At 43.4% G+C, this 21,010-nt stretch carries 20 protein-coding genes; 10 read left to right on the forward strand and 10 right to left on the reverse strand.

Annotation, left to right across the window (positions count from 1 at the left end):
* The first annotated feature begins 18 nt into the window (after nt 1-18).
* From addA to HNQ82_RS07265, 4 genes are read left to right on the forward strand one after another with little or no spacing between them, the layout of a single operon-like run.
* A complete protein-coding gene (gene addA / locus HNQ82_RS07250; RefSeq protein ID WP_183248422.1) occupies nt 19-3,651 on the forward strand; it encodes a helicase-exonuclease AddAB subunit AddA in 3,633 nt (1,210 codons plus the stop codon).
* Between the two features lies 1 nt (nt 3,652).
* The gene (locus HNQ82_RS07255) at nt 3,653-4,813 is read left to right on the forward strand and encodes an exonuclease SbcCD subunit D (RefSeq protein ID WP_183248424.1); all 1,161 of its coding nucleotides are present in this window, start codon (nt 3,653-3,655) and stop codon (nt 4,811-4,813) included.
* Nucleotides 4,813-8,172 carry an AAA family ATPase gene (locus HNQ82_RS07260; protein ID WP_183248427.1) on the forward strand — a complete coding sequence of 1,120 codons (3,360 nt, stop codon included), beginning with the start codon at nt 4,813-4,815 and terminating at the stop codon, nt 8,170-8,172. The genes HNQ82_RS07255 and HNQ82_RS07260 overlap by 1 nt, the downstream gene beginning before the upstream one ends.
* A gap of 12 nt (nt 8,173-8,184) precedes the next feature.
* Nucleotides 8,185-8,463, forward strand: coding sequence for an HNH endonuclease (locus tag HNQ82_RS07265; RefSeq protein ID WP_183240574.1), 279 nt, complete (start codon nt 8,185-8,187; stop codon nt 8,461-8,463).
* Here the strand turns inward: HNQ82_RS07265 and HNQ82_RS07270 are convergent.
* The 7 genes from HNQ82_RS07270 to HNQ82_RS07300 form a co-directional block, all read right to left on the reverse strand.
* Nucleotides 8,460-8,681 carry a spore germination protein gene (locus HNQ82_RS07270; protein WP_183248429.1) on the reverse strand — a complete coding sequence of 74 codons (222 nt, stop codon included), beginning with the start codon at nt 8,679-8,681 and terminating at the stop codon, nt 8,460-8,462. The genes HNQ82_RS07265 and HNQ82_RS07270 overlap by 4 nt on opposite strands.
* A complete protein-coding gene (locus HNQ82_RS07275; RefSeq protein ID WP_183248432.1) occupies nt 8,656-9,051 on the reverse strand; it encodes a spore germination protein GerPE in 396 nt (131 codons plus the stop codon). Before HNQ82_RS07275 ends, HNQ82_RS07270 begins: the two co-directional genes overlap by 26 nt.
* A complete protein-coding gene (locus HNQ82_RS07280; protein WP_183248434.1) occupies nt 9,048-9,245 on the reverse strand; it encodes a spore gernimation protein GerPD in 198 nt (65 codons plus the stop codon). The genes HNQ82_RS07275 and HNQ82_RS07280 overlap by 4 nt, the downstream gene beginning before the upstream one ends.
* The gene (gene gerPC, locus HNQ82_RS07285) at nt 9,242-9,826 is read right to left on the reverse strand and encodes a spore germination protein GerPC (protein WP_183248436.1); all 585 of its coding nucleotides are present in this window, start codon (nt 9,824-9,826) and stop codon (nt 9,242-9,244) included. The genes HNQ82_RS07280 and gerPC overlap by 4 nt, the downstream gene beginning before the upstream one ends.
* Before the next feature lie 72 nt (nt 9,827-9,898).
* Complete coding sequence (locus HNQ82_RS07290; RefSeq protein WP_183248438.1) at nt 9,899-10,111, reverse strand: spore germination protein GerPB; 213 nt, start codon at nt 10,109-10,111, stop codon at nt 9,899-9,901.
* A gap of 12 nt (nt 10,112-10,123) precedes the next feature.
* Nucleotides 10,124-10,345, reverse strand: a complete 222-nt coding sequence (locus tag HNQ82_RS07295) for a spore germination protein (protein WP_055440484.1) — start codon at nt 10,343-10,345, stop codon at nt 10,124-10,126.
* Between the two features lie 3 nt (nt 10,346-10,348).
* The gene (locus HNQ82_RS07300) at nt 10,349-10,573 is read right to left on the reverse strand and encodes a spore germination protein (RefSeq protein ID WP_009361956.1); all 225 of its coding nucleotides are present in this window, start codon (nt 10,571-10,573) and stop codon (nt 10,349-10,351) included.
* Between the two features lie 141 nt (nt 10,574-10,714).
* Between HNQ82_RS07300 and HNQ82_RS07305 the strand changes: the two genes are divergently transcribed.
* On the forward strand, nt 10,715-12,307 hold the full coding sequence (locus HNQ82_RS07305) for a long-chain-fatty-acid--CoA ligase (RefSeq protein ID WP_183248440.1): 1,593 nt from the start codon (nt 10,715-10,717) through the stop codon (nt 12,305-12,307).
* A 71-nt stretch (nt 12,308-12,378) separates the two neighbouring features.
* Entirely contained in the window at nt 12,379-13,488 is a 1,110-nt protein-coding gene (locus HNQ82_RS07310; protein ID WP_183248442.1) for a DUF418 domain-containing protein, read from the forward strand.
* Between the two features lie 5 nt (nt 13,489-13,493).
* On the opposite strand, the gene HNQ82_RS07315 is transcribed toward HNQ82_RS07310, so the two are convergent.
* Nucleotides 13,494-13,673, reverse strand: a complete 180-nt coding sequence (locus HNQ82_RS07315; protein WP_035046237.1) for an aspartyl-phosphate phosphatase Spo0E family protein — start codon at nt 13,671-13,673, stop codon at nt 13,494-13,496.
* Between the two features lie 186 nt (nt 13,674-13,859).
* On the opposite strand from HNQ82_RS07315, the gene HNQ82_RS07320 reads away from it, so the two are divergent.
* On the forward strand, nt 13,860-14,723 hold the full coding sequence (locus tag HNQ82_RS07320; protein ID WP_183248444.1) for a fumarylacetoacetate hydrolase family protein: 864 nt from the start codon (nt 13,860-13,862) through the stop codon (nt 14,721-14,723).
* A 22-nt stretch (nt 14,724-14,745) separates the two neighbouring features.
* Here HNQ82_RS07320 and HNQ82_RS07325 read toward each other — a convergent pair whose 3' ends face one another.
* Nucleotides 14,746-15,987 carry an ornithine--oxo-acid transaminase gene (locus tag HNQ82_RS07325; RefSeq protein ID WP_183248446.1) on the reverse strand — a complete coding sequence of 414 codons (1,242 nt, stop codon included), beginning with the start codon at nt 15,985-15,987 and terminating at the stop codon, nt 14,746-14,748.
* A 100-nt stretch (nt 15,988-16,087) separates the two neighbouring features.
* Between HNQ82_RS07325 and HNQ82_RS07330 the strand changes: the two genes are divergently transcribed.
* Entirely contained in the window at nt 16,088-16,444 is a 357-nt protein-coding gene (locus HNQ82_RS07330; protein WP_183248448.1) for a YisL family protein, read from the forward strand.
* 116 nt (nt 16,445-16,560) lie between these two features.
* Entirely contained in the window at nt 16,561-18,507 is a 1,947-nt protein-coding gene (locus HNQ82_RS07335) for an EAL domain-containing protein (RefSeq protein ID WP_183248450.1), read from the forward strand.
* Here the strand turns inward: HNQ82_RS07335 and HNQ82_RS07340 are convergent.
* On the reverse strand, nt 18,501-19,022 hold the full coding sequence (locus HNQ82_RS07340; protein ID WP_183248451.1) for a DUF2777 family protein: 522 nt from the start codon (nt 19,020-19,022) through the stop codon (nt 18,501-18,503). The two genes, HNQ82_RS07335 and HNQ82_RS07340, sit on opposite strands and share 7 nt — an antisense overlap.
* Nucleotides 19,023-19,146: 124 nt before the next feature.
* On the opposite strand from HNQ82_RS07340, the gene asnB reads away from it, so the two are divergent.
* Nucleotides 19,147-20,997: an asparagine synthase (glutamine-hydrolyzing) gene (gene asnB / locus HNQ82_RS07345; RefSeq protein ID WP_183248594.1), complete on the forward strand. Its 1,851-nt coding sequence runs from the start codon at nt 19,147-19,149 to the stop codon at nt 20,995-20,997.
* Nucleotides 20,998-21,010 lie beyond the last annotated feature (13 nt).

The raw sequence follows: 21,010 nt of genomic DNA on the forward strand, positions 1-21,010 counted from the left end.
TTCTGTAACGGTGATGATGTGATTCCGCCAAAACCACTAGAAAGTCAATGGACAGATGAACAATGGCAAGCAATTTATGCGACTGGAAAGCATACGCTCGTTGCCGCAGCAGCGGGATCAGGGAAAACGGCGGTGCTTGTCGAGCGCATCATTCAAAAAATATTGCATAAAGAGCAGCCGATCGATGTCGATAGGTTGCTTGTCGTGACGTTTACAAATGCCGCAGCGGCCGAAATGCGCCAACGCATCGGAGAAGCGTTAGAAAAAGCGCTTGAAAAAGAGCCGCATTCGCTTCATTTACGAAGGCAGCTAGGTCTTTTACAAAAAGCATCGATTTCAACGATTCACTCATTTTGTTTAGATGTCATTCGCAAATATTATTACGTCATCGGCATCGATCCGGTGTTTCGCATTGCTGATGAAGGGGAAATGGCGCTGTTAAAAGAAGAAGTGTTAGAAACATTATTTGAGCAATATTACGCAGAAAACGATGAAGCGTTTTTAGCTGTTGTTGACAGATATACGAGCGATCGGACGGATGCGGATTTACAAACGCTCATTTTGCGTTTATATGAATTTTCACGTTCGCACCCAAATCCAGACGAATGGCTACAACAAATCGTGGATATGTACGATGTCGCAGAACATGCACGCATCGACGATTTGCCGTATGCTCACTACCTTTTTCAAGCGGTCGATTTGGCGTTTGAAGCAGCGGAACAACGATTGTTGCAAGCGCTGCAAAAAACGAAAGAGCCGGGCGGACCCGATTATTTGCATGATACGCTCGTGAGCGATCAACAAGTCATTGCAAAGCTAAAAGAAGCGCGCCATGAGTCGTGGCAAAAGTTGCATGAAGCAATGAAAAACGTATCGTTTGCGACTGCAAAAAGAAAGCCGAAAGACGGAGCGTATGATGAACAGCTTGTGGACGATGTAAAAAAATTGCGCGACCAAGTGAAAAAAGAAATAAGCAGTTTAACAGAAGAGTTGTTTTCGTTTCAACCGGCGACATACATTCGCCATTTGCGCGAAATGAAGCCGATTGCTGCAACGATCGTCCAAATCGTGCAACGGTTTGCTAATTTATTGCAAGCGAAAAAAGATGAAAAAGGCATCGTTGATTTTTCTGACTTAGAACATTACTGTTTACGCATTTTACGCGCCCATTCTCCCGAGCATGAGCTGAAGCCGTCAGAAGCCGCCCTTTATTATCGAGCACAATTTGCTGAAGTGCTCGTTGACGAATATCAAGATACGAATATGGTGCAAGAATCGATTTTACGGCTCGTATCGAACGACGATGAAGCAACGGGCAACATGTTTATGGTTGGCGATGTGAAACAATCGATTTACGGCTTTCGTCTAGCGGAACCGTCGCTTTTTTTACAAAAATATGGTCGCTTCACGAAAGAAGGAGATGGTGGACTTCGCATCGATTTAGCGAAAAACTTTCGCAGCCGAAAAGAAATATTAGACGGAACGAATTTTATTTTTCGACAACTCATGACAGAAACGATCGGCGACATGCGTTATGACGACGATGCTGCGCTTCGCTTTGGCGCACACGATTATCCTGAAAAACAAGTGCCTGTTGAATGCGTGTGGCTAAATGAAGCAAAAGAAGAGAGCGAAGAAGAACAACAAGAGGATGTGACGACTGCTCAACTTGAAGCGCGCTGGATCGCTAAAAAAATTAAACAACTACTTGCCGAGCCGTTTTTCGTTTATGACCGACGTTTAAAAGGAGAACGGCGCTTAATGTATCGCGACATCGTCATTTTATGCCGCTCGATGTCATCTGCTTCAGCGATGTTAGAAGAATTTCGTAAACAAAACGTTCCTGTGTATGCGGAGCTATCTAGCGGCTACTTTTCAGCGACAGAAGTGTCGATCATGTTGTCGCTTTTAAAAGTGATTGACAATCCGTATCAAGACATTCCGCTTGCGGCGGTGCTTCGTTCTCCGATTGTTGGGTTGAGTGAAAATGATTTGGCGCGCATTCGTTTGACGAAAAAAGACGGGGCTTTTTACGAGGCGTTGCTTGCTTTTGTCGAGCATCCTCAAGATGATGAAGCGCTCGGTGAAAAAATGAAACGGTGGCTGACAAAGTTATCCGAATGGCGTACATCAGCAAGACAAAAACCGCTTGCCGATTTGATTTGGCAATTGTATCGTGATACAAACTTTTACGACTACGTCGGTGGAATGCCTGGTGGAAAACAGCGGCAAGCGAATTTGCGTGCGTTATATGATCGGGCAAAACAATATGAACAAACGTCATTTCGTGGCATTTTCCGCTTCTTACGCTTTATTGAGCGATTAAAAGAGCGGGAAGACGATTTTGGAGCGGCACGTTCGCTTACAGAACAAGAAGATGTTGTGCGCATGATGACGATTCATAAAAGTAAAGGGCTTGAATTTCCTGTCGTCTTTTTAGCTGGTGCAGCGAAATCGTTTAATATGCAAGATTTACGTGGCGACTATATATTAGATAAAGATTTCGGACTAGGGATGCGTTTCGTTCATCCGACGTGGCGAGCAAGTTATCCGACGGTCGCGCAATTGGCGATAAAGAAAAAAATGAAACTTCAACTGCTTGCGGAAGAAATGCGTATTTTGTATGTTGCGCTTACGCGTGCAAAAGAAAAATTATATATCGTCTGTACGGCAAAAGATATCGAAACAAAAAAGAAAAAATGGCAAGAAGTCGCTTATACATCCACGTGGGAACTTCCTGCGTATGTGATTGAAAAGGCGAAAAGCTATGCGGATTGGATCGGTTATGCATTAGCCCGTCACCCACAAGGAATATGTTCGTCTTCAACGGTGCTTTATGATCCATCATTATGGGATATTTACATCGTGTCAGCGCATTCGCTTGAACAAGAAGATGAGCAAGTGAATGAACATCGAGACATTGTCGAAGCGATTCAACAACTGCAACCTGTGTTAATGAAAAGCGAATATGAACAAGAAATAAAGCGCCGTCTTTTTTGGACATACACGTATGCGGACGCCACGGTGTTACGAGCAAAACAAAGCGTATCGGAGTTAAAACGACAGCGTGACATATACGGAGGGCATGCGGAACAACCGTTTCGAAAAGAGCTTATTGAACGTCCACGCTTTTTACAAGCGAAAACGATGACGCCAGCTGAGCGAGGAACGATGATGCATCTGGTCATGCAACATATTGATGTTACAAAAGAAATCACCGTTGATGCGGTGCAGGAGCAAATCGCACGCATGGTCCACGGTGAATGGCTAACGGAAGAACAAGCAAAAGCTGTTGATGTAGAAGGCATTGTCGCCTTTTTTAACACGCCGCTTGGCAAACGAATGCAACGTGCGGCGCGGCTTGAACGTGAAGTGCCGTTTTATTTAGCGCACGAAATGGACGGTGAGACAGTTGTCGTTCAAGGGGTGATTGATTGCGTGTTTGAAGATGAGCACGGGCTCGTTTTAATTGACTATAAAACAGATCGTGTGTCGTGGATGAACGAGCCGAAAGAGGAATTAAGGCGACGATATAAAGGGCAATTGGCGCTATATCGGGAAGCGATTGAAGCCATTTGGAAAAAGGAAGTAACAGAAACGTACGTGTACGCTTTTGATGGTGCTCTACTTGTGCCGATGGGAGGGGATTAATTTGCGCATTTTACATACAGCGGATTGGCATTTAGGAAAAATGCTTGAAGGGCGAAGCCGCCTTCCAGAGCAAGAAGCGGTGATCGATGAAATTGTAGACATCGTACAAAAAGAAAACATTGATGTCGTATTGCTTGCAGGGGATGCGTTTGATACAGTCAATCCGCCTGCCGATGCGGAAAAGCTTTTTTACGAAGCGCTTTCGCGTTTAAGTGATTATGGCAAGCGTCACGTCGTCGTGATTGCGGGAAACCATGATCATCCGGGACGTTTGAGCGCTGCTGCTCCGATTGCCGAACAGCACGCCATTACGTTGCTAGGCTTTCCGACGGATCGTGTGCAACAAATTCATGTTCCATCGAGCGATGAAACATTAATGATCGGAGCGCTTCCATATCCGTCAGAGTCGCGACTGAACGAATTGTTGTCAGAGGAGTGCGACGAAGCATTGTTGCGCGCACGATATGATGAACGCATTCGCGCCATTTTTGCGAAAATGAACGAATCGTTTCGCGAGGATGCGGTGAACATTGCAATGAGCCATTTATATGTTGCAGGCGGAGCCACATGCGACTCCGAGCGTCCGATTGAGCTTGGGGGAGCGTATACTGTTTCGCCTGCGAGTTTCCCTACACGCGCGCAATATGTCGCGCTCGGTCATTTGCATCGTCCGCAAGATGTGAAACATGCCGCCATGCCTGCACGCTATGCGGGGTCGCCGCTTGCTTACAGTTTTTCCGAAGCGGGATATAGCAAGTCCGTTACGATTATTGACGTGAAGCCGCGCTGTGCGCCGATCATTTCTGAATATTTATTGTCAAAAGGGCGTCCACTCGTCAAATGGCGGGCAACCGAAGGGCTTACGCAAGTGTATCGTTGGATCGAAGAAGAGCGCGACCGCGGTGCATGGATTGATTTAGAAATTGATGTCGAGCAATCATTAACATTAGAAGAAACACACCGTTTGCGCAAAATGTATGACGGGTTTGTCCATATTCGCCCGAATTATATAAAAAAGGAAGAAATCGTTCATGAAGTGCATACCGATGTGCCAATTGAAACGTTGTTTACACGCTTTTATGAACGGCAAACAGGCGGAGGAAAGCCGTCCGAACAACTCGTTCAACTATTTTTACAGCTCGTTGCCGAGGAGGACGAATAATGAAGCCGATTCGTTTAACGATTGCAGGGTTGCATAGTTTTCGCCAAAAGGAAACGATTGATTTTGAGAAGCTATGTGAAGGGGGTCTATTTGGCATTTTCGGTCCGACCGGAAGCGGCAAGTCGTCAATTTTAGATGCGATGACGCTCGCGTTATACGGAAATGTCGAACGTGCCGCAAATCAAACAAACGGCATTATGAATCATGCAGAAAACGAGCTGTTCGTTTCGTTTACGTTTGAATTGCAAAATGCGAAAGGAGTAAAGCGATATACGGTTGAGCGCTCATTTAAGCGTGCGGATGCAGTGAGAATTCGTTCTGTTGTTAGCCGTTTCATTGAAGAAGGAGCGGAGCGCGTCGTTATCGCTGATAAAACACGGCTTGTTGATGAACAAGTGAAACAGCTGCTCGGTTTAGAAATGAAAGATTTTACAAGGGCAGTCGTTTTGCCACAAGGAAAATTTGCAGAATTTTTATCGTTAAAGGGAGCGGAACGCCGTCAAATGCTACAACGGTTGTTTCATCTCGAACGATATGGCGATGAATTAAATAAAAAGTTAAAAAATAAATTAGCAGAAGCGTCAGCGAAGCTAGAAGCCATTAAAGGGGAACAAGCCGGGCTTGGCGATGCGTCCAAAGAACAAGTCGAAAAGCAAAAACAGGCGCTAGCAGAAAAAAAAGAGGCACTCGAACAAGCGAAACGCGCATTGCGCGACGTTCATGAACGATACGAAAAAGAAAAGCAATTATGGCAATGGCAATGTGACAAAGAACAAGTGGAACAACAACTTGACAAGTGGCGCGAACAAGAAGAACACATAAAGCAGCTTGAACAAATGTATGAGCGAAGCAAAGAAGCGGAGCGGCTCATGCCATATATTGAACAAGTCGAACGAAGCATACGTGAGGTTGCACATTGGCGACAAAAAGCAAGCGAACTAGCCGATCAATTACAGCAAGCAAGCACGATGTATGAACAAGCAAGCAAGCAATACGAACAGTTGCGTGCGAAAAAAAACGAAGAAGAGCCAAAATGTCTCCAAAAACAAGAGCAGCTCAAACAAGCGCTACAAACATTGGCGTTTATGCGCGCGCTTGAACAGGAACAGGCGAAAACACGTGCGAGTTTGCTAGAAATGGAGCAAAAAGAGCAACAAGCGCGCCAAATGGTTGAAACGTGTTTGAAAGAATATACGACATGGAGCGCGAAACAAGCAGAGTTAAAAAAACAATGGGAAGGAAAAAAAGTAGACGTCCATATTAAAGAGCGATTGGAGCAAGCATACGAAAAAAAGAAGCATATTCAATTGCAACAACAAGCGCTTGAAGAAATAGAAAAGGAAAAAGAAGAAAAACAGAGAACGTACGAAATGATGAAGCGTACGTATGATGAAGAAATCAAAAAAATAGAACAATATGAAGCGCGTTTATTAGCAGAGTTTCATCATATCGAATCGTTATATCATCGCGTATGTGAACGAGAAAAACAAGCGATAGTGCTCGTCTACAAATGGAAGGAAGAAAAAAAGCAAATCGAAGCGGCACGACTGCACGATTTAGCTGCGACGTTAGCAGAACGTTTGCACGACGGTGATCCTTGTCCTGTGTGTGGTTCAACACATCATCCAAATCGGGCAAAAAGACAACAAGTTATACTTGATGAACAAGTAATCGAACAAATCGACCGCTCCATTCAAATGGGGGAACAACTCATTGCGGCTATGCAACAAGTAAAAATGCAAGTTGAGCAACTAGCTGAACTGATGGCGCGTCAGTCGCTGCCACAACGTGTCGATGTCGAAAAAGTGAAACGTGAAGTTGAAGACACGCCTCTTTCCACTTTCAAAGAGGCCGAAGTCGAATTAAAGGCGTTGCAACAAGATTATATCGCATGTCGCGATCGGATATATCGCCATATGGAGCGATGGAACGAACAAAAGCAAAAAAAACAGCAATATGCGTATCAAATCGAAACGTTGCGCCAACAAATCGCTCAATTGGAGGAAAAATGTACCGAGCGACATGCGCGCATCGAACAAGAAAAAAAAGTGTGGCATGAGACGTATCCAGATGTATCGTTTGAACAAGTCGATGCGCTAGTTAGCGATCTTCGTCAACGGGAAGGAGAAGCGCAACAGTTGCAACAGCGCATTGAAAAAAGCGTGCCGATACTAGATGATAAACGAGCTGAATTGGAGCGATGGAAAGAAACGTATCAAACAGTCATGAAACAAAAAGCAGAACGTATGACGGAATGGAATATGCAACAACAACAATACGAACAATATAAACGAACGCTACCTGAAGGAATGGATGAGGAGTCCGGAAAACAACAGCTCATTCACCTCGAACAAGCGCTTCAGCGTGTAAAACGAGAAGAAGAAGAGGCGTATGCACGATGGACATCATTGCAACAACAATTACAAATGTTGCAATCGGAAAAACAAGCCGCAGACGTCGCTTTACAAGAAGGAGAAAAACGAAAAAAAGAAGCAGAACAAGTTTTAGCTGAGCAGTTGCAAAAAAGTCCGTGGAAGACAGTCGATGACGTGCGGGCTTCTCGTTTAGAAGAACAAATCAAACAACAAATGGCTCACGACATACAGCAATATAAGCAAGTGTTGTTGAAGCTAGAAAACGAATGGCAGCGTTTAAACGAAGCGATGAACGGCATGACGATAACGAAACAGCAATGGGAAGAAACGATGCGTGAGTATGAAGAAGTGAAGCAACGAGTCGATGAGCATATGAGACAACTTGGCTCACTTGAAGCGATCGTCGCTGACTTGGAAGAGAAACATGTGCGCTTTGAACAATTGCAACGCGAACGAGTGCAATTAGAGAAAATGGTCAATCAATATGAAGAGCTACAAAAAGTATTACGCGGCAACAGTTTTGTTGAATTTATTGCCGAGGAACAGCTCGTTCACGTGACGCGCTACGCATCGGAACGGCTTGGAGAATTAACGAGACAACGATATGCAATTGAATTAGATTCGGAAGGCGGTTTTGTCATTCGTGATGATGCAAACGGTGGTGTGCGTCGTCCGGTAACGACGTTATCTGGTGGAGAAACGTTTTTAACGTCTTTGTCGTTAGCGTTGGCACTATCAGCGCAAATTCAGTTGCGCGGAGAATATCCGCTTCAATTTTTCTTTTTAGATGAAGGATTCGGCACGCTCGATCAAGAGTTGTTAGATGTCGTGATGACCGCATTAGAACGATTGCGTGCAGACAATATGGCGATTGGGGTCATTAGTCACGTGCAAGAATTGCATGCGCGCATGCCGAAACGGTTGATTGTCAAGCCAGCAGAACCGTCTGGAAAAGGAACAACGGTCCAACTTGAAGTGATGTAAAGGAGAATTACAATGAAAGGGATGTGTGAGCTTTGCGGAAGAGAAGATGTCGTATTAACTGATCATCATCTAACACCAAAAGAGTACGGTGGCACAGAAACAGCAAAGTTATGCATCCCGTGCCATAAACAAATTCACGCTATATATACGAATGAAGAGTTAGCCAGTCGGCTCTATACGATTGAACGGCTACAACATGATGAACAAATTGCATCATTTGTTCGCTGGATTCGCAAACAGCCAGCTGAACGCATACCAAAAATAAAAAAAGCGAAACGGCAAAAGCGTTAAGCATTGCCGACAACGTTTTGATCGAACGCATCAGAATCGAGTGTGTTCGTTAAGCTAATGCCGTTGTTAGCGATAATAAAATTTCCGGTATTAAACGCACCAGCACCAGCAAATGTTTTTGACGATATTTTCGGTGATACATATAACGTATCACCGACTTGCATAACGGCACCGCTAGTGACAAGGTTAATTTTAATCGGACCGACGAGAGCTGGCATGTTGTTCTCTCCTTTCTAGTTGCCGAATATGTTTCACGCGCGAATTCGCCTCCACGGTTTTTGTTGAACCGATATGCACGACGGATGTAGAAGAAATTCCGATTACGCGAACGGAATGAACGGCGATGAGCGGACAGTCGTGCAGCGTATAATGATAAACACTCTCATCGTCGGCAGGTGGAAGCGGAATCGGTTTTGTAAAGATCGGAAAGGTAAGCGGAAATTCCCGACTATCCACATATTCGAGTTGTCGCTGAACAGCTAGCGCTCGCGCAGAAAGACGAATTTCTTGGCTATCTCCAATTTGCACGACAGAACTAAAGACAACAGCGTTTGCCCGTAGAAAGTGGACGACGGAAAGGCGGCTCATCGCTTTTCCTCATTTTTTTTATTGTTTTGTTTTTCTGGAAACGGACCGATAATTAACGATTCGGGCGGCGTATCAAATGCGGAAGCTAGCTGAATCGTTTCGCTGTCACCAATTAATACGAGCGAGGCGCTTGCTACTCCTCCGATGGCGATATGACCGACAGATAGATGATGATTCACAATTGTCATATTCATTCGTTCGTCTCCTCTCGTGGTAAATGTTTTAAAAATGTGTCAATCGAATGTTCGATATCTCTTTTTAAATAAGAAATGATCGTTTGTTGTAATGCATCGTTTTCTTGTTCATGCTCTCCGTATTGGCGCAAATAAAAATGAATGCGATCATCAATTTGGCGTGCAATATCTTGTAATATAAATTGACGATATGCTGAATCGAGTGAACGTCCGTATATTTGTTCGGTGCGGGTGATGATGTTGTCTCCTTCTTGTTGTAAATATTCGTGAACAGCAGTTTGAATGTTACGAAAAAGTGGGATCGGTTGTGGAACGATCGTTTGACTTTGGGGGACAGCGAAATTTTCAATCGTGTCTTCTCCGAACGTTGCGGGATTTAAACCGATGTTTAACGTTCCTTCTAACGTTTCCACTTTTAATTGATCGAAATGATATTCAATTTTTTCAATTGTTGTGCGCGGCTTTTTTTTTAGCTGTTCATATTGTTGCTGTAAATCGTTTACTGCTTGTTCAAGCAGTTGCATTTTTTGTTGTTGCCATTTTAAATACGTTTCGAGTTGTTTAAAGTAATCGTGCCACATGTATGACGCCTCCTTCTTTGCCGACCCTTTTACTTTCTAATGTATGGCCGAGCAGGAAGAAGTAGCACAGTTTTATACAGGAGACTGAAGTGGAACGAACGGTCCTTCTTCTCCTTGAATATTAATTTTTGATTCCGGAGCAGGTTGTGTAAATTGACCGGTATTGCTTAATGTGGCGAGCGGTTGTACTTTTCCAGTTGTTCCGATTTGCAGTACAGATGAGTTAGTAAGCGAGCCGATTTTTAATTGGTGAATAGAAATCGTTTGTTGAATGTAAAAGTTCATGTTCCCACCTCACTAGGCGTTTCCAACGATATTGCTATCGGCAATATCGCGGTCGTTTGTATTTGTGTTGCTATATTGATTGTAAATACGCAGACCGTCTCCCGTATTAAACGAACCAGCGCCGGCAAACGTTTTGGCAACGCTATACGGAGAAATAGCAAATACATCGCCGATATGAAACACACCGCCACTTCCGATGCTGTTAATTTGTACCGCTCCAACAATGGCTGGCATCGGCTATCCCTTACTTTTTACGTTGCCATCGGCGATGTCTGGATCGATTGTATTTGTGAAGCTAATGAACGTATTCGTTTGTAAAAAGTCCCCTGTATTTCCTCCGCCAGCACCTGCAAGCGACTTCGATGAACTTTTTGGAGCGATTTGCAACGTATCACCGAAATTGACGGTCGCATCGCTACTGACGTTCGTAATTTTAATTGGACCTGCAATATAGGAAGGCATGGCCATCGTCCTTTCTCTCATTCTTTCCCTTACCCAATTATATGAAAACAATGAAAGAAATGTGCTCCGTAAAAAGAAAGATGTGTTATAATATTTCTGAAAAATGATAATTTTTAGACATAAAAATAAGGGGGATTGGGGATGAACGTTCCATTAGTATTAACTCATTTTTTAGATCGCGCCGTATCGCTTTATGGTGAGAAAGTTGGCGTCATTAGCGAAGGAAGATCGTTTACATATCGTGAGCTCAATGAGCGCGTCAATCAATTGTCTCACGGGTTAAGTGCTTTAGGGGTGAGAAAAGGGGATCGTGTCGCTTATTTAGCGCCAAATACGTTAGAAATGCTCGAAGGGTTTTACGGTGTATTTCAAACAGGAGCGATCATGGTGCCGCTCAATATTCGTCTAAAACCAGATGATTACGTATTTATTTTAAACCATAGCGAAAGTAAAGTGTTGTTCGTTGATTATGAGTTGTATCATTTGATTGCACCAATTAAAGATGAACTACAAACGATTGAGCATATTATTGTGCATGGGAAAACGGACGACATTCATGAAACCGCTTACGATACATGGCTTGCTCAATATACAAAAGAGCCGTTTGAGCGCCCGGATATCAATGAAAACGACGTATGTAGTTTGCTATATACGAGCGGAACGACGGGAAATCCAAAAGGGGTGATGCTCACACATCGCAACAACTATTTGCACGCATTAAGCACGATGCACCATTTGCGTGTTTCAGACCGCGATGTGTATTTGCACATTTTGCCGATGTTCCACGTAAACGGATGGGGGGCGCCGTTCTACTATACAGCAAACGGAGCGACGCACGTTTGCTTGCGTAAGGCCATTCCTGACGTCATTTTCGAATACGTCAATAAATATAAAGTGACCGTTATGCATATGGCGCCAACGGTATTAAATACGTTGCTGCAATATTATGAGCAACATGTGCCAACGATCGAGCATAATGTGCGTGTCGTCATTGCAGGTTCTGCTCCGCCGCCAGCGTTTGTGACGCGCGTGGAAAAAGAATTAGGTTGGGAGTTTATTCAAGTGTACGGGATGACGGAATCATCACCGTTAAGTACTGTATCAACAATTCGCTCGCATCTCAGTCATTTACCGTTAAGTGAACAATATCGAATGAAAGCGAAAGCAGGTTATGCGATGATTGGCTGTGAAGTGAAAGTCGTCAATGAACATGGCGAACAAGTACCGCGCGATGGAAAAACGATCGGAGAAGTCATTGTGCGCAGTAACGGTGTGATGGCAGGCTATTGGAAAAACCAAGAAGCAACGATGGAGACGATTCGCAACGGTTGGCTGCATACAGGAGATATGGCGACGATTGATGCATACGGAAACATCGACATCGTCGATCGGAAAAAAGATATTATTATTAGCGGTGGGGAAAACATTTCATCGATTGAAGTGGAAGGGGTGTTGTACGAGCATCCAGCTGTACTTGAAGCGGCCGTCATCGCTGTTCCGCATGAAAAATGGGGCGAAACGCCACATGCGTTCGTTGTCGTCCGTCCGGGAAAAGAAGTGACAGAACAAGAGCTCATTGCCTTTTCACGTGAAAAACTTGCCCATTTTAAAGCGATTACCGGTGTGACATTCGTTCAAGAATTACCAAAAACCGCATCAGGAAAAATTCAAAAAGTACATTTGCGCAACGAATATTGGCAATCACTTGGGAAGACGGGAAGGTATGTGAATTAACGGGGAAGAGCCGTTGTCGATTGACAGACGGCTCTTTTTTCTTTACGCTGAAATGGAAAAGGAGGGAAAAGATGCGTATTTCAATCATTGATGCGGTGCGTGGTTTAGCGTTATTTGGCATTTTGCTTGTGAACGTTCTTGATTTTTCGCTTCCTACGATGTATGTCGATGCTACGGTGTTTGCGAAAGATGGGATGGATCGTTTCCTGCTTGCATTTGTAGATATATTTGCGCAAGCGAGCTTTTATCCGCTTTTTTCGTTGTTGTTCGGTTGGGGAGCATGGATCATGCTTGATAAGGGGGGCGAGCGGTTTCGGGTGACTTTTTTGCGCCGATTGCTAGCGTTGTTGTTATTTGGTATGATTCATGCGTTTTTCATTTGGCATGGCGATATTTTAATCGGGTATGCGATCGTTGGTTTGCTTCTTTTTCCGTTTTTTCAAGCGAGCGCAAAAACGTTGCGCAACTGGGCGCTTTCGCTTTGGAGCGGTTGGGCTTTCGGTTCCACCGTACTCATGTGGCTCATGTGGAAAATAAGTGGTGATGTCGATTTTTCCCAACCGACGTTGGCGCAACAAGCGATAGCAAACTACCAACAAGGCACGTGGGAACAAATTTTTATGCAACGGCTGGATGACTGGTTGTACGTCAATTCATTGACACAAGCATTTATTTTTATATTAACGATTTTACCGTTTTTTTTATTTGGTGCATATATCGCAAAAGAAAAGTGGTTTCATGATGTCAATCGACATCGCGCCACGATACAAAAATGGTGTATCGGCTCACTCATTGTTGGCATGGTTTTCAAGTGGCTTCCGTATGTCGAAAAAAATATCGTAACCGAGTATGCCCAAGATATGATCGGAGGTCCTGCGCTCGCTTTGTTTTATTTGACCGCGTTTTCGTTTGTACCAGCGAACGTTATTCGTTTTTTTGCGTCCGTCGGCAAAATGGCGTTCACAAACTATTTGATGCAATCCGTCGTTTGCACGACCATTTTTTATTCATATGGCTTCGGATTGTATGGAAAAGTAACACCAAAACAAGCGCTCGCTGTCGCACTCGTTGTATATGTCATACAAATATGTTGGAGCCATTGGTGGCTCAAAAAACATGACATCGGACCGTTGGAACGTGTGTGGCGATGGATGACGTATGGAAAAAAGAAAACGACATGAGTCGATCATGTCGTACACGGCTTGTCTTCTTTTTCTTTATGAAAAAGCACGGCTTCTTTCAAATGCTTATTTAACAATTCGTCAAGCTCTTGGCTACATTGGATCGTTTCTTTTGCAGAAAAACCGTACATTTGCGCCAATTCAATTAATTGTCGTCTTTTCTTTTCGATGAGGGAAAGAGACATAACGTTCACCAACATTTTTCATTTTCGTCAACAGTCTGTAAACGACTGTATGTATAAACTATTATACATATTCTGAAGAAAAAGGAAATAGTATAATGTGCTGAAAAATAATTTTTTTACAAAGGAGTTTAGTTATAAAAAAGAGAAAATAATGATGTTCGATCATACGAAAAAGGGGTTGAGGAAATGAAATTTGTTACAGCGCACGCCGGATCGGATGTGTTTGTGGGGGTTGTTCATGGGAAGAAAGTCGTTCATTTATCGAAAGCAGATGAAACGATACCGCATACGATGATCGAATGCATAGAACTTGGTGAATCGTTTATTGAAAAAGTGCAACGTGTACTTGAACGTGTGCGGCCGGAGTGGATGTATGAACTTCATGATGTCCAATTGCTTGCGCCGATTCCGCGTCCGACAAAAAATATTTTTTGTATCGGAAAAAATTATGCCGACCATGCGCAAGAAATGGGAGGTGTAGCGGATCGCGAAAACATCATTGTATTTTCGAAAGCGCCAACGACAGTGATCGGGCATGAGGGAACGATTTTACGCCATGCGGATGTAACCGATCAATTAGACTATGAAGGGGAACTTGCGATTGTTATTGGGAAAAAGGGAAAAGCGATCCCGAAAGAACAGGCGCTCGATTACGTATTTGGTTATACGATTGTCAACGATGTGACGGCGCGCGATTTACAAGAAAGACATAAACAATATTTACTTGGCAAAAGTTTAGATACGTCATGTCCGATGGGACCGTGGATCGTTCATCGTTCGGCAATTATTGAGCCACATGCGTTACATATTGAAACGAAAGTAAATGGTGAAGTGAGACAATCGGCAACGACGGCGCAATGGATTTTCGATATACCAACGATGATCGCAACATTGTCGAAAGGGATGACGTTAGAGCCGGGGGATGTGATTGCGACAGGAACGCCAGCGGGAGTTGGGAAAGGGATGAACCCACCGTGCTTTTTACAGTCGGGAGATGTAATTGAAATTACGATTGAACAAATCGGGACGTTGCGTAATGTCGTGAAATAAAAAGCTGGGGAGTCCCAGCTTTTTACTGTTCAAATACTTTTTTCACTTTTTCAATTGCCCAATCGAGCTCTTCTTTTGTAATGACGAGCGGAGGGGCAAAGCGGATGACTGTATCATGCGTCTCTTTACATAATAGCCCTTCTTGTTGCAGTTTTTCGCAATACGGACGCGCAGGGACGTGTAATTCGACGCCGATAAACAATCCTCTGCCGCGCACTTCTTTAATGTCTGGATGATTGATTTCGCGCAATTTTTCTTGGAAATATTGTCCGAGCTCCAATGAGCGTTCTGGTAATTTTTCTTCGATAATGACATCAAGCGCAGCGATCGAAACGGCGCAAGCGAGCGGATTGCCACCGAATGTCGATCCGTGCGAGCCTGGATTGAATACGCCAAGGATGTCGCGATTTGCGGCTACGCATGAAATTGGGAATACGCCACCACCGAGCGCCTTACCGAGAATGTACATATCTGGTTCAATTTCTTCCCAATCGCACGCAAACATTTTGCCGGAGCGGCCAAGCCCTGATTGAATTTCGTCGGCAATGTATAACACGTTATGTTGTTTACATACGTCATATGCGGCTTTTAAAAATCCTTCTGGTGGAATGTTAATGCCTGCTTCCCCTTGAATTGGCTCAAAAATAAACGCGGCTGTATTTGGAGTGATCGCTTGTTTGAGCGCTTCGACATCACCGAACGGAATGACTTTAATGCCCGGAAGCATCGGACCGAATCCGCGTTTATATTCTGGGTTCGATGACATCGATACTGCTGTCATCGTCCGACCGTGGAAGTTATCTTCACAAACGATAATTTCCGCTTGATCAGCAGGAACGCCTTTGAAGTCATATGCCCAGCGCCGCGCTGCTTTCACAGCTGTTTCGACCGCTTCTGCCCCTGTGTTCATCGGTAAAACCATCTCTTTTTTTGTTAATTTTGCCACTTTTTCATACCATGGACCGAGCTGGTCGTTATGGAATGCGCGCGATGTTAATGTAATTTTATTAGCTTGTTCAATAAGCGCTTGTACGATGCGCGGATGGCGATGTCCTTGGTTGACCGCTGAGTAAGCGCTTAACATATCCATATAACGATTCCCTTCTGGGTCTTCTACCCATACACCTTCGCCTTTCGATAAGACAACTGGAAGTGGATGATAGTTATTTGCTCCGTATTTTTCTGTTAGTTCGATAATTTGTGCTGTTTTCACGTCAATCCCTCCTATTGCAATAGTCACATATATAACATACTTGAAGTGCATATAGAAAGTAAATAGAAAAGGAGAGCGTTTTCTTTTTCAATTCATATACAGACGTGCTATGATAAGCATATATGAATTGGAGAAAGAAAGGAGTTTAATTATGACACATGCACATATTACAACGTGGGTCGTTGCGCTTATTTTATTTGTCGTTGCGATCTTTTTTCAAGCGAAAGGACATGAAAAGACAAAGATGGTACACATGTTGTTGCGCTTATTTTACGTGTTAATCATTGCGACAGGCGCATGGATTTTACATAGCATGTCCTCATTTCCGTTTCTGTATATCGTCAAAGTGATTGTCGGCTTATGGGTCATCGGCACGATGGAAATGATTCTCGTTCGGACAGCAAAAGGGAAAAATACGAATGTTCTTTGGCTTCAGTTCATCGTAGCGTTCGTCGTTGTGCTATACCTTGGCTTTAAATTGCCGTTTGGTTTTTCATTCTTTTCGTAAAGTTGGCATATTCGCCAACTTTTATCTTTTTCTATCATATGGAAATGTGCTATAATACAAATTGATTAATAATTGAAAAAATATTATAAAGAGAAAGAAAGAGTGGGAAAAAGGGGATGAAATTATTTCAAACAGTTTGCAACACGTTTGCGGATTGGGAACGGTGGGTAAGCGACTATCGTTTATATGAGTATGACCAACTAACGATTTTCGTTTCTTCGCTCTCTCCTTTGTTTCGCATGCAAGTCGAACAGTACGTGCAACATCATTTACCTCAAGCAAAGCTGTTTCCGATGATTGGGGATGCATCGGAACATGCAGTCATCTGTGCCCTCGTTTTTGACGAATGTCGAGCGGATGTAGACGAAATGCGTCAAAAAATGAAAATATCTGAACAATATTACCGCTCCTTATTTGAACACAATCCAGACATTGTATATTCCACTGATTTAGAAGGTAATTTCACAAGTGTCAATCCTGCATTTGAACGAGTATTTGGGTATAAAGCAGACGAAATTTTGCATACAAACTCGCTCGATTACATTAAAAAAGAAGACATTCCACGTGTGCGTCGCTATTTTTATCGCGCGTTAAAAGGAAAAGTACAACAATACAATTTAGAAATTCCGACGAAATCAGGAGAGGTATATTTATTCCAAATTAAAAATGTCCCGATTATCGTTGACGGAAACAAGGTTGGTATTTACGGCATCGGGCGTGACATTACTGAGCAAAAGCGCGCGGAAGAACATATCAAATATATCGCATATCACGATATGGACACGGGGCTACCGAATAGGTTGAAATTTACAAACATGGTGAAAAGCGCAATTGACAAAGCGAAAGAAAAAGGGGATTCCCTTGCAGTATTGTTTATTGATATGGATCGATTCAAAATCGTGAACGATACGATCGGTCATTACGGAGGAGATGAAATATTAAAGCAAATGGCGGAGCGAATAAAAAACATATTGCCATCTGGCGCGCATTTCGGTCGTTTTGGGGGAGATAAGTTTAGCTTATTGTTGACAAAACAAACGGACGTGCAAACGGTCGTCGAATGGACGAAAACATTGCTCCAACATATTGCTTTACCGATTGTATACGAAGAAAAAGAGTTTTTTTTAACTGCAAGCGTCGGTGTCAGTTTTTATCCAACAGATGGTGTAGATGCGCAGTCGCTATTAAAAAATGCAGATACAGCGGTCAATCGAGCGAAACAAAACGGCGGCAACAATGTGAAATTGTACGCGACAAAAATGAATGAACAAGTCATGCATCGCGTCGAGTTGGAACGATATTTACGAAAAGCGCTCGACAAAAATGAATGTTTTCTCGTTTATCAACCGCTTCTCGATTTAATGTCTGGGAAAATTATTGGGAGCGAAGCGTTGTTACGTTGGAAACATCCGAAAATCGGTCTTGTTTCTCCACTTGAGTTTATTCCGATTGCGGAAGAAATTGGTTTCATCCATGACCTCGGGCGCTGGGTGTTAACAGAAGCGTGCATGCAAACGAAAAAATGGCACGATCTCGGCTTTGATTCGTTAATGATTTCTGTCAACGTCTCAGCAACGCAATTTCAGCATCCGACGTTTTTTGAAGACGTCCAACAAGCGCTCAAACAATCGCAACTGCCCGCGCATTGTTTGCATTTAGAATTAACCGAAAGTTCGATGTTGCGCAATATGTATTATAGCATCCACGTCATGAAAAAACTGCAACAGCTTGGCGTACACGTGTCGATTGATGATTTTGGCACAGGCTATTCATCGCTGAGTTACTTAAAAGATTTGCCGATTAACACGTTAAAAATTGACCGATCGTTCATTTACCAACTTCATAAAGACCGCTCGGATATTGCGATCGTCAAATCGATTATTACGATGGGGCACGGTTTGCGCTTAAAAGTTGTCGCAGAAGGTGTTGAAACGGCGGAACAAATGAAATTGTTGAAACGATTAAAATGTCATTATGCGCAAGGATACGCCATTTTTAAACCACTTCTGGCCGAACAGTTTGAACAACAAGTGTTGCAAGGAAGCGAATCCACCATTCAATGATCGAGTTGTACGCCAATCATTTTTTTTCCTGTTTGCAACGTTAGTTCGAAACGGTTTTGTTTCCCGTCAAAATAATGTTGGACGTTACACATGTCGAGTGAGTTGTCGAACATTAAAAAATTAACCCCTTTTTCAGCAAATAACATATAGTTATAACAATACAAACAGTCATATACGGAAAAATTCCATTCGTTAATTAAATGAATGAAATGGAAAAACGCGTGATCGGGTAGCTGAGCAAGCCATTGTTCGTATGCGTGCGACAACGGTTTCATGTAGCGAAGACGATCACCGTTTTTTAATGTATAACGTTCCGACATATATATGTCCCCATGTTCTCCGAGCCATCCTTTCACCCATTGACCGAAGCGAAACAATTCCACTTCTTCAGGCAAACTGATGAACTCATGCGCTTCATCATCTTCATCAAAAAACACCCATTCGCCATTTACTTGTTCAACAACACCATAGATGTAAGCACGTTTTTGTGTGCGCAATGTTGTAAGGCGATCCATTCGTTTCCCTCCTTTTATGTCAATTCCCTCCGTACGCCATTATAGACAACTCATCATTTATATAAACGATGCATAAAATAAAAGCATGCTTCATACTTGTTCACAACAGAAGGGAATGATTGACGTGTGCGGAATTACCGGATGGGTTCATTTTGGACGTCGTTTACATCAAGAGAAAGAAACGGTGCTCAAGATGGCCAATACGCTCTCTTTCCGAGGGCCGGATGATACGAACGTTTGGCTTGATGATCATGTTGCATTTGGACATAAGCGGCTTGTCGTTGTCGATCCAGCAGGCGGCGTTCAACCGATGACGCGAACGAAAAACGGCTATGATTATACGATTTGTTATAATGGCGAACTGTATAATACGGAAGATATTCGTAAGCAGTTATTGAAAAAAGGATATACGTTTCAAGGACATTCGGATACAGAGGTGTTGCTTACCGCATATATGGAATGGCGCGAACAATGCGTCGATCATTTCAATGGCATTTTTGCATTTGCGGTGTGGGATGGTGAACGAAAGCAGCTATTTTTAGCGCGCGATCGTCTAGGTGTCAAACCGCTCTTTTATCGCTATGAACAAGGAGAGTTTTTATTCGCTTCAGAAATTAAAGCGATTTTAGCGCATCCAAACGTTCGAGCAGAAATTGATCGCGAAAGTTTATGCGAAATTTTAGCGCTTGGCCCGTCGCGCACTCCGGGACATGGCGTATTTCGAACGATTTATGAACTGCGACCGGCCCATGCGATGATCGTTGCTGAGCGTGGCGTGCATCAATGGCGCTATTGGAACGTACAAAGCGTACCGCATGTCCATTCATTTGATGAAACGGTCGAGCATATTCGAACATTGCTCATTGATGCGATTACACGTCAACTTGTGTCAGATGTTCCGGTGTGTACGTTTTTGTCAGGTGGCGTTGACTCAAGCGCCATTACAGCGATTGCGGCGCAGGCGTTTGAACGAGAAGGAAAAGGACCGCTTCATACGTATTCGATTGATTACGAAGAAAACGAACAATATTTTACAGCCAACGCATTTCAACCGAATAGCGACGGGCCGTGGATTAAGCAAATGACCGATGCGTTTCAAACCGTCCATCATACGTGTGTCATTTCGCAACAACAGTTAGCTGATGAATTGCAAGTGGCGGTGATGGCACGCGACTTACCGGGGATGGCGGATATTGATTCATCACTTCTCTGGTTTTGTCGTCAAATAAAGCAACAGTTTGTTGTTAGTTTGTCGGGTGAATGTGCCGACGAAATTTTCGGAGGCTACCCGTGGTTTCATAGAAAAGAAGACTTCGAGCGTGACGGATTTCCGTGGATGCGGTCGTTAAATGAACGGTTCGATCTTTTACATGAAACGTGGCGCGAAAAACTGCCACTTCATGAGTATGCGCATATGCGTTATAAACAAACGCTTCGTGAAGTTCCTCACGCAGACGGAGAAAGCGCGGAAGAAGCGCGCCGCCGCGAATTATTTTATTTAAATATGGTTTGGTTTATGACGACGCTTTTAGATCGAAAAGACCGAATGAGCATGGCGGCAAGTTTAGAAGTGCGCGTGCCGTTTGCCGATCATCGCCTCGTCGAGTATGTATGGAACATTCCGTGGGAGATGAAAATGCATAACAATCGTGAAAAAGGCATTTTACGTAAAGCGTTGGAAGGGATTTTGCCAAATGACGTTTTGTATCGGAAAAAAAGTCCGTATCCAAAAACGCATCATCCGCGTTATACCGACATCGTTGCTGAACGGTTAGGGACGATTTTAACAAATCGTTCATCCGTTTTGTACGAATTGTTTGATGAAAAGAAGTTAAAACAATTAGTTGAGACAAAAGGAAACTCGTTTCGCATCCCATGGTTTGGTCAACTCATGTCTGGTCCGCAACTTTTAGCGTATTTCATTCAATTTCATGAATGGTTTGAGCATTACAACATTCATTTAAAAGACAGCTAAAAATGGCTGTCTT

The organism is Anoxybacillus tengchongensis (assembly GCF_014201585.1).
GTDB classification, from domain to species: Bacteria; Bacillota; Bacilli; order Bacillales; family Anoxybacillaceae; genus Anoxybacillus; species Anoxybacillus tengchongensis.